Source organism: Emticicia aquatica, assembly GCF_923079645.1.
Classification (GTDB): Bacteria; Bacteroidota; Bacteroidia; order Cytophagales; family Spirosomataceae; genus Emticicia; species Emticicia aquatica.
Map to the genome: position 1 here is coordinate 135,757 of NZ_CAKLPY010000001.1, position 15,117 is coordinate 150,873.

14 protein-coding genes are annotated in these 15,117 nt (G+C 35.1%); 8 read left to right on the plus strand and 6 right to left on the minus strand.

Going from position 1 to position 15,117, the window contains the following annotated elements:
- Positions 1 to 9 precede the first annotated feature (9 nt).
- The 7 genes from MJQ71_RS00485 (at position 10) to MJQ71_RS00515 (ending at position 8,880) form a co-directional block, all read left to right on the plus strand.
- Complete coding sequence (locus tag MJQ71_RS00485) at positions 10 to 216, plus strand: DUF4177 domain-containing protein (RefSeq protein WP_238803754.1); 207 nt, start codon at positions 10 to 12, stop codon at positions 214 to 216.
- A gap of 47 nt (positions 217 to 263) precedes the next feature.
- Positions 264 to 1,664, plus strand: a complete 1,401-nt coding sequence (gene lpdA / locus MJQ71_RS00490) for a dihydrolipoyl dehydrogenase (protein WP_238803755.1) — start codon at positions 264 to 266, stop codon at positions 1,662 to 1,664.
- A 120-nt stretch (positions 1,665 to 1,784) separates the two neighbouring features.
- Positions 1,785 to 2,999 carry a putative hexosyltransferase gene (locus tag MJQ71_RS00495; RefSeq protein ID WP_238803756.1) on the plus strand — a complete coding sequence of 405 codons (1,215 nt, stop codon included), beginning with the start codon at positions 1,785 to 1,787 and terminating at the stop codon, positions 2,997 to 2,999.
- A gap of 187 nt (positions 3,000 to 3,186) precedes the next feature.
- A complete protein-coding gene (locus MJQ71_RS00500; RefSeq protein ID WP_238803757.1) occupies positions 3,187 to 3,549 on the plus strand; it encodes a hypothetical protein in 363 nt (120 codons plus the stop codon).
- Between the two features lie 61 nt (positions 3,550 to 3,610).
- Positions 3,611 to 7,093 carry a M4 family metallopeptidase gene (locus MJQ71_RS00505; protein WP_238803758.1) on the plus strand — a complete coding sequence of 1,161 codons (3,483 nt, stop codon included), beginning with the start codon at positions 3,611 to 3,613 and terminating at the stop codon, positions 7,091 to 7,093.
- A gap of 83 nt (positions 7,094 to 7,176) precedes the next feature.
- On the plus strand, positions 7,177 to 7,734 hold the full coding sequence (locus tag MJQ71_RS00510) for a DUF1003 domain-containing protein (protein ID WP_238803759.1): 558 nt from the start codon (positions 7,177 to 7,179) through the stop codon (positions 7,732 to 7,734).
- A 63-nt stretch (positions 7,735 to 7,797) separates the two neighbouring features.
- Positions 7,798 to 8,880, plus strand: a complete 1,083-nt coding sequence (locus MJQ71_RS00515) for a Gfo/Idh/MocA family protein (RefSeq protein WP_238803760.1) — start codon at positions 7,798 to 7,800, stop codon at positions 8,878 to 8,880.
- Between the two features lie 79 nt (positions 8,881 to 8,959).
- Here MJQ71_RS00515 and MJQ71_RS00520 read toward each other — a convergent pair whose 3' ends face one another.
- Both MJQ71_RS00520 and MJQ71_RS00525 read right to left on the minus strand, forming a co-directional pair.
- Positions 8,960 to 9,427, minus strand: coding sequence for a CAP domain-containing protein (locus MJQ71_RS00520; RefSeq protein WP_238803761.1), 468 nt, complete (start codon positions 9,425 to 9,427; stop codon positions 8,960 to 8,962).
- Between the two features lie 132 nt (positions 9,428 to 9,559).
- The gene (locus MJQ71_RS00525) at positions 9,560 to 10,108 is read right to left on the minus strand and encodes a fasciclin domain-containing protein (protein ID WP_238803762.1); all 549 of its coding nucleotides are present in this window, start codon (positions 10,106 to 10,108) and stop codon (positions 9,560 to 9,562) included.
- A 363-nt stretch (positions 10,109 to 10,471) separates the two neighbouring features.
- On the opposite strand from MJQ71_RS00525, the gene yiaK reads away from it, so the two are divergent.
- Entirely contained in the window at positions 10,472 to 11,500 is a 1,029-nt protein-coding gene (gene yiaK / locus MJQ71_RS00530) for a 3-dehydro-L-gulonate 2-dehydrogenase (protein WP_238803763.1), read from the plus strand.
- Between the two features lie 9 nt (positions 11,501 to 11,509).
- Here the strand turns inward: yiaK and MJQ71_RS00535 are convergent, their stop codons facing one another.
- The 4 genes from MJQ71_RS00535 to MJQ71_RS00550 all read right to left on the minus strand — a co-directional run bounded on the left by MJQ71_RS00535 (position 11,510) and on the right by MJQ71_RS00550 (position 15,089).
- Entirely contained in the window at positions 11,510 to 12,772 is a 1,263-nt protein-coding gene (locus MJQ71_RS00535; protein WP_238803764.1) for an asparagine synthetase B, read from the minus strand.
- A gap of 120 nt (positions 12,773 to 12,892) precedes the next feature.
- The gene (locus MJQ71_RS00540) at positions 12,893 to 13,855 is read right to left on the minus strand and encodes an NAD(P)/FAD-dependent oxidoreductase (protein WP_238803765.1); all 963 of its coding nucleotides are present in this window, start codon (positions 13,853 to 13,855) and stop codon (positions 12,893 to 12,895) included.
- Between the two features lie 66 nt (positions 13,856 to 13,921).
- Positions 13,922 to 14,509: a phosphatase PAP2 family protein gene (locus tag MJQ71_RS00545; protein WP_238803766.1), complete on the minus strand. Its 588-nt coding sequence runs from the start codon at positions 14,507 to 14,509 to the stop codon at positions 13,922 to 13,924.
- Positions 14,510 to 14,534: 25 nt separating this feature from the next.
- Positions 14,535 to 15,089: an acyl-CoA thioesterase gene (locus tag MJQ71_RS00550; RefSeq protein ID WP_238803767.1), complete on the minus strand. Its 555-nt coding sequence runs from the start codon at positions 15,087 to 15,089 to the stop codon at positions 14,535 to 14,537.
- Positions 15,090 to 15,117: the final 28 nt, after the last annotated feature.

The window sequence follows — 15,117 nt, forward strand, 5'->3', positions numbered from 1 at the left end:
GTTTAAAATATGACTAAATGGGAATACCAAACAATCAAAATTCCTGCTTACGAGTCTGATTTGTTTTCTTCAACAAAATTCAGAATGACAGAATTAGATGACATCTTGAAAGATTATGGCAATGATGGTTGGGAACTGGCTAGTCAATCTTTTACAGGTGATATCCGTTGGGGAACTGGCGATATGGTTTTGATTTTCAAAAGGCCTAAAGAATAAATTTGGTAAAAATAAAATCATCTCAGTCAATGAGATAAGCAAATAAAATGCAATACGACGTAGTAGTTATCGGCTCAGGCCCTGGAGGATATGTGGCGGCGATTCGCTCGGCACAATTAGGCAAAAAAGTTGCCATTATCGAAAAATACAAAGTTTTGGGCGGTACTTGTCTCAATGTTGGTTGTATTCCGTCAAAAGCTTTGCTAGATTCTTCAGAGCATTTTTATAATGCTGCTCATCATTTTGCCGAGCATGGTATCGAGATTGCCGCTCCAGTAGCAAATCTTTCTACGATGATTGGTCGTAAAAATGGTGTAGTTGAGAAAATGAACGCAGGTATCAATTTCTTGATGAAAAAAAATAAAATTACAGTTTTTAATGGTTTAGGCTCGTTTGTAGATAAAAATACCATTAAAATTGTAAAAAATGATGGTTCAGAAGAAAGCATCACTACTCAGCAAGTGATTATTGCAACTGGTTCAAAACCAACCATTTTGCCTTTTATGAATTATGATAAAAAGCGAATCATCACGAGTACAGAAGCATTGAATTTGCCTGAAATACCAAAGCATTTAATAGTTATTGGTGCGGGCGTAATTGGTGCGGAATTAGGTTCAGTTTATGCTCGTTTAGGAGCTAAAGTTACTTTTGTAGAGTTTGCCGATTCAATGATTCCAACAATGGATAAGACAATGGGCAAAGAATTGCAAAAATCAGTTAAGAAACTCGGAACAGATTTCTTTTTCAATACGAAAGTAACGAAAATTGAAAATTCAGGCGAAGAAGTAACTGTGTTTGCTGATGGTGCTGACGGAAAACCAGTTGAAATAAAAGGAGATTATTGCTTGGTTTGTATCGGTCGTCGTGCTTATGTTGATGGCTTAAACTTAGAAGCAGTTGGTGTAGCAACCGACCGTGGCAAAGTAGTTGTTGACGAACATACATTAGAAACAAACGTTAAAGGAATTTATGCAATCGGCGATGTGGTTCGTGGAGCAATGCTCGCCCACAAAGCTGAAGAAGAAGGTGTTTTTGTGGCAGAAGTAATGGCTGGACAAAAACCACATATCAATTATAATTTGATTCCTGGTGTAGTTTATACATGGCCAGAAGTGGCCTCAGTAGGAGCAACAGAAGAAGAGTTAAAAACAAAAGGTGTTGCGTATAAAGCTGGAAGTTTTCCATTCAAAGCTCTTGGCCGTGCAACCGCAAGTGGCGATACCGATGGTTTAGTGAAAGTTTTGGCTGATAAAACTACGGATGAGATTTTGGGAGTTCATATCATTGGAGCGAGAGCTGCCGATATGATTGCTGAAGCCGTAACGGCAATGGAATTTAGAGCAAGTGCCGAAGATATTGCTCGTATTTCACACGCTCACCCAACTTACATGGAAGCGTTGAAAGAAGCGGCTTTGGCAGCAACTGATAATCGTGCGATTCATTCGTAAGAATTTTAAAGAAAATCTACTAGAAAGCCTTCCATTGATTTGGGAGGCTTTTATATTTTAGGCTAATTCCATTTCTCAAACTCAATTTTATTAAATTTGCGACTTCATAACTACTCAAGAATGCAAAAAATCCTAGAAAATCTGCCAATCAAATGGCATCATTTGCTTTTTTATACTTTATTAGTTGCTATTATTCCGCATACAGGTTTTTGGTTTGACCTCAATAATGATTGGCCTCGTTGGTCAACTTATGCTTTTGAACATGGTTTGAGTCAAATTTATAATTCTGATACGAATTATATGCCTTTTTACTTACACGGACTTTATTGGTTTGGCAAATTGCAAGGAAGCAAAGAATTGATTTATGCAAATAGCTATCAACTTAAGTATTTTTTCCTGTTATTTGATTTTGCTGGAGCGATTGCCATTGCATTTTCACTCAAAAAATACTACACAAGGCAATTTGCAGAGTATATGTTACTTTTCAATATTGGCTATTTGTATTGTACAGTTATTTGGGGGCAACTTGATAGCGTGCCAACATCCATCGTAATTTTGGCAATTATTTGTCTTTTTGAACGTAAACTGCTTTGGGCAGCATTTTTCTGTACATTATCCATTTATGCCAAACTACAAGCAATCGTTTTTTTGCCGTTTTTTGGAATTTTGCTGATTTATCAATTAAGTTTAAAATTTGATAAATGGCTGATAATAAAGATGTTATTGGTCTCATTGATAACTCAATTTGTACTTTTAAGTCCATTTATTTTTGGCGGAACATTTTTTAATTTTTTGAAAGTTGTACGAGAATCTGTCGGCTTCTTTCCTCGTGTCTCAGTCAATGCTTATAATATTTGGTATTTATTGTTGAAATCTGACCCATCAACTATCAATGATACCATACATTTTTTTGGTCTTACTTATAAAAAATGGGGCTTTATATTATTTTTTAGTTTATCAATTATAGCCTTTATTCCTTTGATTATCAATACATTAAAAAGAATTTTAAATAAAAAAGAGCTTGATAAAGATTATTACACATTGATTTGGCTTACCACAGGCACGATTGCAATTTTATTCTTTTTCGTAAATACTCAAATGCACGAACGGTATTCGTATCCTGCTATTGCTCTTTATTTTGCTTATGCGTTGCTCACAAATCGTTACTCAATTTTTGCACTAACATCGGTTGCCCACTTAATGAATGTTGATGGCATGAATAAAACTTTTGGTTTAAATCCGTTTAAACCAGAATATACAGCTCTAATATTTGCTATTATTTTGGTGCTTTCATTGATTAGAATTTATGAAAAATTTTCATTTAAAATTAAATAATTTGTATGTACAGTTTAAGTTAAATAAATTATATGTATAATAAAGATTATTAAAATAGTTATTTCAGAATAAATTGAAAATTTTATAATTGTGTTTTAAATGAAAAAACTTTAAGATGTTGATAATCAAAAGATTGCTTCTTTTTTGTTTAAGTATAAATTTGTTCTTATTATCTTGTTCACCTAAGATGACGCTAGAAAAATACACAAAAAAACAAATTATTTTTGGGAGTGGGGGAGGTTTTACTAATTTAGTAAACGAGTATCATTTATTAGAAAATGGCCAACTTTTTCATAAGAAAAGTACTGATTCGGTATTTGGGGAGCTAAAAAAACAGAAAAAAGATTCAGTAAAGCTACTTTTTGATAAAACTAAAGTCTTATTTGACGAAGTAAAAGATTTTCAAGAACCTGGGAATACTTATTATTTTATAAAATGGGAGAATGAGACTTCTCAGAGTAAAATAATTTGGGGAGCATCCAAAGAAAATACACCAATAGCCGCCAAAGAATTATACAAAGAATTAATGAATTTAGTAAATTTGAAGTAATAAACATTGAGTGAAAAATTGATATAATTGCCATTAAACGACCTAAAAACGCCATAAACAAATGAAATTAACCTTTATCTTCATTCTTCCTTTTTTTGCTGTAACTGTTGCTTTTTCCCAGAAAGGGTTTGATAAAAAACACAAATCTTTGGCAACCAAGAATGATGTTCCACAAGGGACATTTATTGAGGTTGTTCCTCAAAAAAGTGATAAAAGTATTCGTCAATCAGGCTTGTCGAGTCTTTCCACAAAATTTATCAGTAAACTTAAAGTAACACATGATACCGAAAATGGTGGCGTATTGATGATTGAAAATCTTTCAAAGAATCCTGCCCAAAGTGCAAGAAAAGGAATGCAAATGATGGCGATTGATTTTTTGGGTGATGTAAAAACTGCCTTGAAAATAGAAGACCCCAATCAGGAGCTTGAGATGATAAATATGGAATCCGACGAACTCGGAATGACGCATATTCAACTACAACAAAAGTATAAAAATTTACCTGTTTATGGAGGAGAAATTTGGCTACATACGAAAGGTGAAAAGATTGATGTTTTGAATGGCCGTAACTTTCCAACGCCAAAACTTGCTTCTGTAACACCAATTCTTTCGGAAGATAAAGCCATTGGTTTTGCAATGACTGATGTAGCTAAAAAATCAATTGTGCAACAAGCTGGCGTTGCAGGTAAATTATTAGGCAAGCAACAAAATACAAGTGAATTGATTATTTATCATAAAGATGGCAAATTTGATGAAGAAAGATTGGCTTATAACCTGACGATTCGTCCAAATTTGTTAGAACGTTGGACTTATTTTGTTGATGCAAATACTGGTGAAGTATTGAAAAAATTTAATAATACTTGTTCGCTCGATGGTCCTTTTACAGCAACAGCTAAAGATTTGAACGGTATTTCGCAAAAACTTAATATTCAACAAGTTGGAGGTACTTATTATTTGTTGGATACTCAGCGACCGATGTTTAACAAAACCAGTTCAAAATTGCCAAACGACCCAGTTGGTGGAATTTGGACGATTGATGCTCTTAATTCTACTTCAGATAACATGAAATATAACCAAATAACGTCAACTACAGGAAATGGTTGGTCGGCTTCGGCGGTATCGGCTCATGTAAATGCAGGTTTATGCTATGATTATTACCGCACGAAATTTGGCAGAAATTCATTAGATGGAAAAGGAAGTAGCGTGATTTCGGTTATCAATATTGCAGATGATGATGGGTTAGGAATGGATAATGCTTACTGGAATGGCGAATTTATGGGTTACGGCAACGGGCGGGACGCTTTTAAGCCATTAGCAGGAGCGTTGGATGTTGGAGGTCATGAAATGACGCATGGCGTAGTTGAAGCAACGGCTCGTTTGGAATATCAAAACCAATCTGGAGCATTGAATGAATCGTTTGCTGATATTTTTGGAGCAATGATTGACCGTGACGATTGGACGTTAGGAGAGGATGTTATTAAAGGAAAAGCATTTCCTTCGGGAGCTTTACGTAGTTTATCGAATCCTAATCAAGGTGGAAAAAATGACCCAGGTTATCAACCGAAAACAATGTCGCAATATGCTTATTTAGCTAATACTGAAGACGAAGATAATGGAGGTGTGCATGTCAATAGTGGTATTCCGAATTATGCTTTTTACCTATTTGCAGTGGATGGAAATGTAGGGAAGGATAAAGCTGAGCAGGTTTATTATCGTGCCTTAACCAAATATTTGACTCGTACATCAAAATTTGTGGATGCTCGTATCGCAGTTATCAGAGCCGCCGCTGATTTGTATGGAGATGCTTCTTCTGTTGTGGCGGCTGCCAAAAAAGCTTTCGATAATGTTGGAATTACCGACCCGAACGGAAGTACCACAACTCCGCCACCACCAACACCTACTCAGCAAACAATTCCTGTTAATAATGGCGGTGATTTTATCTTAGTTTTTGAACCATCAACTGGAAAACTTTATACAGGAAAAGCAACTGATACAAATTTTAAAGTAATTTCATCGAGTGGTTGTTTGAGTAAACCGAGTGTTACGGATGATGGTTTATTTGCTTATTTTGTAGGAAAAGATAAAGTAATTCGTAAAATAGGATTGACTGGTGCATACACCGAAACCAAAGTTTCTTCGGATGCAATTTGGGGAAATGTTGCAGTGTCGAAAGATGGAAAAAGGTTAGCGGCACTGACCGATGCGGGCGATAAATTTATGTATGTTTTTAACCTTGAAGATGGAAAAGGCTATAAATTACCTCTATATAACCCCACCTATTCATCTGGTGTAAGTACTGGAGAAGTACAATATGCCGATTCATTTGAGTGGGATTATTCGGGCGAAGTGGTTATTTATGATGCTTTTAATAGCATAAAAAGTGTATCAGGCGAAATTGAATTTTGGGATGTTGGAATGATAAAAGCTTGGGATTTAACCAAAAAAACTGTCGGAAGCGGTAAAATTGAAAAACTTTTTACTGATTTAGAAGAAGGAGAAAGTATTGGAAATCCTTCTTTCTCGAAAAATACACAAAACATTATTGCCTTCGATTATTTTACTGAAGACGAACCTGATACTTATTATCAAATTGGTGTTGATATTGAAAATAATGATATTGATGCAATTAACACAAACAACGATGTTGGTTATCCTGGGTATTCTCGTTTGGACGATAAATTGCTTTTTAATACGCTCAACGGCAAACATCAAAACGTCAATATCATTAATTTAGATAAAAATAAAATTTCACCATCGGGTTCTGCAACAGAGTTATTTACAGATGCTTCGTGGGCAGTTTGGTATTCGCAAGGAGTAAGAGCATTACCAACAAAATCTGACCAAACGATTACTTTCGGAACAATTTCGGATAAAAATATTGGCGAAAGCTTTACAATTTCGGCTACTTCAAGTTCAAAATTGGCTGTTCAGTTTGTAGTTGATGGTGGCGATATTGCATTAAATGGAAATAGAGTTACAGTCGGCACAACTGCTGGAAAAGCAAAAATTAAAGCTTTTCAAATTGGTAATTCTCAGTTCAATTCAATTAGTTTATCGCAATCATTTTGTGTCATTCCTGCAACACCTAAAATTACTTCAAGCGGGGGAAATTTGGTTGTTTCTGGGGGCAAAAACTTTCAATGGTACTTAGGCGGAAATCCAATTGGTGGACAAACGACCGCAACTTCACTAAAGCCTGATCAAAATGGCGTTTATACAGTAAAAGCCGTTACTGATGATGGCTGTGTAAGTGCTGCTTCAAATGGTATTGAAAATAAAATTCCTGTGTTAGGAACTGAACTTGACGAGAATATCAAAGTTGTTATTTATCCAAATCCGACCGCAGATGAACTCCGAATCGACTTGCCAGCAGGTATTATGTTTAAGGAAGCTAATTTTTATTCAACTTCTGGTAGTAATGTGATAAATTATGACAAACTTTCGGGTAGCAATACATTAAATATCAGTCAATTACCTAAAGGCTTATATTCAATAAAAATTCAAACATCGCATGGGAGTGCCGTAAAAAAAATCGTTCGGGAGTAATTTTTTGACATAACTTTTTAATATTGTAAACCCTATCAATCATAATTGATGGGGTTTATTCATCATAAATATTGATAAATAAAATGGACAGTAATGAAATTGATAAGATACTCAATCGTGAAAAAGAACACTTGAGTAAACTTCAGAAAATTGTGGATGATACCATCAGGGAAGAGCAGCTGATTGTTAATAATTTACTCAATCCACCGAAAGAGGTATTGTCTCGTGGTCAAGAAATTTCAGATAAAGTTGCTCTTTTTGGAGGAAGTTGGAAGTTTATTATATTATTTGCTGTGATACTAACGGTCTGGATAATTATCAACGCAACATTGCCAGAAAAAGACAGGTTTGACCCGTATCCATTTATTTTGATGAACTTGATTCTATCGACAATTGCCGCTTTACAGGCTCCGATAATTATGATGAGCCAAAATAGACAAGAAGAAAAAGACCGAATGCGAAGCGAAAATGATTATTTAATCAATCTAAAAGCCGAGATGGAAATTAGAAGTTTACATCAAAAAATCGACTTACTTTTAGAAGACCAAATAAAAACATTGTTTGACACGCAAGCAAAACAATTTACTTTATTGGAAGAAATCAATAGTAAATTGGAGAATCATTTAAAAAAACAAGCGTAAATTTGTGCCAAAAATTTGTCGATTTTATATTTTAATTTTACTTAATGTCCATTTATTCACTTTATGTCAACCTCAACAAACCCTATAAAAGTACTCGTAGTCGGCTGCGGAAATATGGGAGCGTCGCATGCTCAAGCCTACAAATTATTAGATGGATTTGACATCTGTGGCATTGTTTCAACGGGAAAAAGCAAGGAAGTTTTAAACGAAAAATTAGGCGGTGGTTATGCTTTATTTTCTGATTATGAAACCGCTCTCGAAACCACCAAACCAGATGCCGTTTGCATTTCAACTTATCCTGACACACATGAAGCATTTGCTATAAAAGCCCTCGAAAGTGGTTGTCATGTTTTCATCGAAAAGCCTTTAGCTGATACTGTTGAAGGGGCTGAACGTGTAGCCGCTGCTGCTCAAAAATCAGGCAAAAAGGTAGTTGTTGGCTATATTTTACGCCATCATCCATCTTGGGAAAAATTTGTCGAATTGTCGCATGAATTAGGTAAACCTTTGGTTATGCGAATGAATCTTAACCAACAAAGCCATGGTGTAATGTGGGACGTACATCGTAATTTGATGAAAAGTCTTAGTCCAATCGTTGATTGTGGTGTACATTACATTGATGTGATGTGTCAAATGACTCGCTCAAAACCGCTTCAAGTAACAGCAATTGGGGCGAGATTAAGTAACGATATTGCCGAAAATAATTATAATTATGGACAGTTGCAGATTCGATTTGAAGATGGTTCTGTGGGTTGGTACGAAGCAGGCTGGGGGCCAATGATGAGCGAAACAGCTTTTTTTATTAAAGATGTAATTGGCCCAAAGGGATGTGTTTCGATTGTTGCTAAAGAAGCAGGTGGCAGCGGTAAATCAGATAATGTTGATGCTCACACAAAAACCGAATCACTGCGTTTTCACCATGCTGATATTGATGAAAATAACCAATTTATTAAGCAAGATACATGGTATAATTTGAGCGATGAACCTGACCATCAGGAACTTTGTAACCGTGAACAACGCTATTTTTTGAAGGCTATTCAAGAAAATATTGATTTAACTGACCATGTACAAGATGCCGTAAATAGCCTTAAAATTGCTTTTGCATGCGATGAGTCTGTTCGTACAGGACAGGTTGTTTATTTATAAGTATTATAGATAAAAAAGCTTTCTAAATACATTTTAGAAAGCTTTTTTATCTTGAAAGATTAATATTCTCTAGAGAAATTTATTTATTGACAAATATTTGGGTAAAAAATAAATAACCATCTTTTCTTCGTACAATGCCTACACCTGTAAGTGTGTATTTTCCTTCAATATTTTTACGATGTCCAGCACTTTGAATCCAACGGTTTACAACTTCTTGGGCGGTAAATTTACCATAAGCCACATTTTCAGCAATGGCATTCGAAAATTTTATCTGATTCATCACTCTTGTAGCTCGCTCTTCAAAACCATCATGCCCAAAAGGCACTTTGCCATCGGCAATATTTTTACTATGTCTCAAAGCTTCCGAAGAAATGATAGAAACCATTTGTAAAGGAGGTAAATTCTTCTCTTTTCGGTATTGATTTACGAAATCTAAAACAGATTGTTGTAAAAATTCTTCTTCGCTAATTTGACCAGATGTTTGGTTACAAGATAAAATACTAATAAAGAAAGCAAGAATAAGGCTAATAATGGACGTTTTTTTCATCAAAATTTATAAAGATAATCCTCTAAACTAAACGTAATTACTACAGGTTTCTATTGCCTAATCTATTAATTATAAATAAAGAGCAAGTTGTGCGTTTAGCATAACTCGCTCTTTATAAGGTTTTTAGTAAAATTATTTAGGTAAAACTACGGTATCAATTACATGAATAACGCCGTTGCTTTGGTTTACGTCAGCAATGGTTACGGTCGACATTCCTCCTTTTTCGTCAGTTAATACTACATTTTTTCCCTTCAACGAAACTTTCAAAGTGCCGCCCTGAACTGTCGTCAAAGTTGCACTTCCTTTTCCCTCTTTGATTTTTGCCAAGATGTCGGAAGCATTTAGTTTTCCAGCGACAACATGATAAGTTAAAATTGACGTTAAAGTTGCTTTATTAGCTGGTTTAACCAAAGTCTCTACAGTTCCTGCTGGTAGTTTTCCAAAAGCGGCATTGGTTGGAGCAAACACCGTAAATGGCCCCGCACTTTGAAGCGTTTCTACCAAACCTGCTGCTTGTACGGCTGCAACCAAAGTAGTATGGTCTTTTGAATTGACTGCATTTTCAACGATGTTTTTTGAGGGATACATGGCTGCCCCACCAACCATTACCGTTTTTTCCATTTGTGCAAATGTACTAACTGAAATAAGTGCTGAAACGAATACTAATGCTATTTTTTTCATTGTTTTATGTTGCGGAACGCCGCATCGTTTTGTTGAAAATTATTTGGTTTTTACGATTGTTGTTTGTTGACGTAATTAACGGTATTAAACAAATATTGGATTTGCTTGAGAGTAAAATATTTTATAAACAATTGATTATAAATATTTTATGTGTAAATGTTTTTTATGATATTGCTTTTTATGACATTGCTTTTTATTCATTGTTTGTCATGAATATTATTTTTTTTGTTTAAAAAAATAAGTAAAAAGTTAAACAAAACTATTTGGCTGTTTTAGAAGAAAATAATGTTTTTAAAGGGAAGTTTCTGATTTTTATTTATCTTGTGAAGACATTTTTTAAGCAAATTCTATCAAAATTCAAATATGACAAACGGAAACAGCATGGTTATTGTCTCGAAAACAGAAATGCAAAGTACATTTGAGCGAATTTTATTGAGCAATGGATTGAATGAAGAAAAAGCAAAAATATGTGCAGATATTTTTACAACTAATAGCCTTGATGGCATTTACACGCACGGCGTAAATAGATTTCCAAGATTTATAAAATACATCAAAAGTGGGTTTGTAAAAATCGATGCCGAACCAAGCTTGGTTTCTAAGTTTGGAGGAATTGAACAATGGAATGGAAATATTGGACCAGGCCCTTTAAATGCCATTCATGCCACCGAAACCGCTATGAAATTGGCAAATAAACATGGAATTGGCTGTGTTGGAATGTCGAACACAAACCACTGGATGCGAGGAGGAACTTACGGTTGGCAGGCCGCAAAAGCAGGTTTTGTGTTTATCGGTTGGACAAATACAATGATTAATATGCCAACTTGGGGAGCTACTGATGCAAAATTGGGCAATAATCCTTTGGTTTTAGCTCTTCCTTTCCAAAATGAAGCGATCGTTTTGGATATGGCTATGTCACAATTTTCATTTGGAGCAATGGAAATGGCCGCTTTAAAAGGTGAGAAATTATCAGTTGTGGGCGGTTATGATAGAGATGGTCATTTGTCAAACGACCCAAAAGCTATTTTGGAATCTCGTCGTTCTATGCCAGTTGGTTATTGGAAAGGGGCTGGACTTTCATTATTGCTTGATATTTTAGCAGTTATTTTATCTGGAGGACTTTCGACGCATGAAATAAGCAAAGAAGAAGCTGAATACCGAGTTTCTCAGGTCTTTATTGCCATTGATATGTCAAAATTAGGTAATTATTCAGCTATTTCGGGAGCTATCGAAAATATTATTAATGATTATCATCAATCAAATCCGATTAATGAATCGACACAAATAACTTTTCCTGGTGAGCGAGTTTTAAATACAAGAAATAAAAATCTTTTAAATGGAATTCCTGTTTTAAGAAGTATTTGGGATGAAATTATTGGATTTACAAATGAGTAACTTTCAAGGTTAAGTTTTTCTTTTTTTCTTTTTGGCCGAAGGAAATAAAACATTGTTCAAAATAAGTCGATAGCCAGGCGAATGGGGAAATAGATTTAAATCAGTAGGAGTGCGATGGAAACCTCGGCGACCTTCGGGGTCATGGCCACCATAAAATACCCATTGACCAAGCCCTAATTCGCCATACATATAACGATTTGATTCTTTACTTTCACCCATTACCAAAACGCTTGATTTTACCGTATTTTTATTAAATGCAGTAGTTTGGCCCATAAATTCTCTAATTAAGTGTTCATGGTTTTGTACCAACATTGCAGGAATAAAATCCCATTTTGCCGAAAAATCAAATAAATTAAAGTAACTATTTATTTCTTCGTCGAACCTACCAGAGGAAACATTAATATCTGAAAACGACATCGAATTATAGCCGTAACCGTCGCCATCGTTGAGAAATAAAGTGAAATTTTCAAAGGCAAAGGTCTTGTTAAAATTCAATTTTGATTGTGCATCGACATCGACATTATCCCCATCGAAACGACTACTGACAATATCAATTCCATCAGCCGAAAGTGCAATATCAAGGGTTTCTGCACCCGAACACATCGCAAATAAAAAACCACCACCCATGCAATAGGCTTTGATTGTTTTCGCAACGTCGAGTTTAAGGCTTGAAATTTTATTATATTTCAATCGTTGAGCAATTTCTTCTTGAGCTTTCATGTCTTTGTAACTCATTCTACGCATATTTCGACCAAATTGCCCCGTAAAATCCTCATGGTGTAGATGCAACCAATCATATTTGTTCAAATCGCCTCGTATAATTTCCTCATCATAAACAACATCAAACGGAATTTCGGCATATTTTAAAACCAAAAGTACCGCGTCTGTATCTTCAAATGATGATAAACTTATTTTGGAAGGAGAATAAACAGCAATTCGAGCAGCTTTATGAAGTCGCATGATTTCCATATTTACATCAGGATTTGCAATTTCCTGCCGCAGGTTTTGCACATCTGCATCTGAAACTATCTCAAAAGAAACACCTCGAACTAGGCATTCTTTATGAATATTTGGCGAATAATTTATCAAAAAACTTCCACCACGGTAGTTTAAAAGCCAGTCAATTTCAGTATTGTTTTTTAGGGTGAAATACGCAATTCCGTACGCTTTAAGATGATTAGTTTGGCTATCATCCATCGGAATCAAGAGGGCATTGGCGTAACTTTGCCCTGAAAACAAGAGCAATAACAGAAGGAGAAATCTATTAGACATGGCTCAAGAATTAAGAATTTAATCAAATATAATAAATTGATTTCTTAAAATAGGCTTGGCTTATAAATTTATTGTCTGATTTCAGCAGGTTTTGTAGAAATATTGGTTGAATCTTTTTATTTACGCCAATAATTTATGTGCTGCATTTTTTCCTGAAATGTAAGCACCTTCAATACTTCCAATACCAAAGCCATCACCTGCAAAAATGGTAGGAAAAGAAATGGAGTCTGCTATTAAAAATTCATTTGGATTTCTCTCAAAAGCCAAGCTATATCGCCAGCGATGCACTTGGAAACCTTCAATCGAATCGGCGGGAATCCATTCTTTCATTTCCTCAAGTAATTGTTTTCCGATTAAATTCAAATCATCATCAAAATGAGTTATGCTGAATGCTGGATTCGCATGAATAGTAGCAGAAAATATTGGAGAAATACCTTTTTGAAAATTATCTGCTATCCAAGAAATATTACCCGTTTCAAAACTCAATCCACCTGGTTTCGGTAAATTAGTTTTTTGGTTTAAAGTTGCCATAACAGCAATACAAGGGTGATATTGAATATTTTGCAAAATTTCTAAGGTAGATTTTGAGCAAGAAATAGTACTTTTTTCGAGTAATTCCAATACTTGTGGAGCAGGAATCGTGATAATTAATGCATTTGCTTGATAAAAATTTCCAGACTCTGTTTCGACTTGGCAGCCATTTTCGGTATCCGAAATACTAATTACTTTTTCGTTTGTTTTGATTGATAACCCTTCTGCCAAAAACTTCGGAATACTACTCATTCCATTAATACCAATCATTCTTGGGTGGGAAAATGCTTTATCACCTGCTTCCAAATGCCATTCTTTTGCAACATTGGCATTGATTATGGTTTGGGTAAAATCCCGAAAATCAGGTGTTTTGGTGGAAAAATATTGAGCTCCATGGTCGAAACGTGCTTCACCAGCTCGGCGAGTTGCCATTCGGCCACCCACACCTTTTCCTTTATCCAAAACGGTAACTTTCCAGTCATTTTTTATTAATTCGTGGGCTGCTACTAAACCCGAAATTCCTGCACCGATAACAATACAATTTTTTTTCAATGATTTATTTTGATTGATTTTTTAGTATAACGTATATCGTAAACAACCAAAAAAAATTAGAAAGGTTTATTTTTTTCTTTGCAACCAACGATTAGCTTTATAACTCAACCATGCCGAACCCGCTCCAATGGCTGCTCCAGCCAAAATATCGCTTGGATAATGAACACCTAAATGCAAACGAGAGTATGCAACTGTGCTGGCCCACGCATAAGAAGGCACAACTACATACCATTTTTTGAAGGCTAAACTCAAGGAAGTTGCAGTAGAAAATGCAGCCGTTGTGTGTCCAGAAGGAAATGATGGGTCTTTTTCTATGATTGATGTTTGAATAAAAGAATAAGTAATGGCGGGTCTTTCTCGATTAACGATTTTCTTTAATAGATAAGTTGTTCCCATCGAAACTGTCAGCGAAGCCAAAGAAGTTAATCCTTGTCGTTGTAGATTTTTGTCTTTTTTTACTAACCCAATTCCGAATAATCCAATTGGTGTAGCCAAACTGATTGGGTAGGTTGATTTACTGAAATTTTCAAAAGTTTTATCAAGTTTTTGGTTTCGATTTTGATTAATATTTTTGAGAATATCAATGTCAATGTTTTGAGCTGAAATTGGGAGATTCAGCAATAAAGTGAACGCGAGAAAAAGTATTTTTTTCACAAAGATAAATTTATAATGGCAAAAATTATTGAGTAATATTTTGGATAACTCGTTCATTATTAAGTAGATGAATTTCGCCATTGAGGTGCAGCAAAGATTTTTCATTATCAAAATCATCTTTATAGGCTTCTTTTAGTTGCTTTCTTTTAATGGCTTCTAGGCATCTACGAACGTCATTTTTATCTTCCAGAATAAGCATCGGTACTTCCGTTGGTTTTCCATTATCGTCTTTGGCAACCATAGTAAAATAGGAAGTATTTGTGTGCTTTTGTTCGCCAGTTTTTACATTTTCGGTAACTACTCTAATACCAATAACCATTGAACTACGCCCCACGTAATTGACCGACGCATGCAGTGAAAGCAATTCTCCAACCTCAATTGGCTGTAAAAAATTTACGCCATCAACAGAAACCGTTACAACGTATGCTCCAGCGTGCTTTGAAGCACAAGCATAGGCAACTTTATCCATGAGAGAAAGCAATATTCCACCATGTATTTTCCCGCCAAAATTGGCATAAGAAGGAATCATCAATTCGGTAATCGTTGTACGAGAGTAAGAAACAGGTTTTGATTTTTGCATTGATTCAAATAAAATATTGAATCGTAAA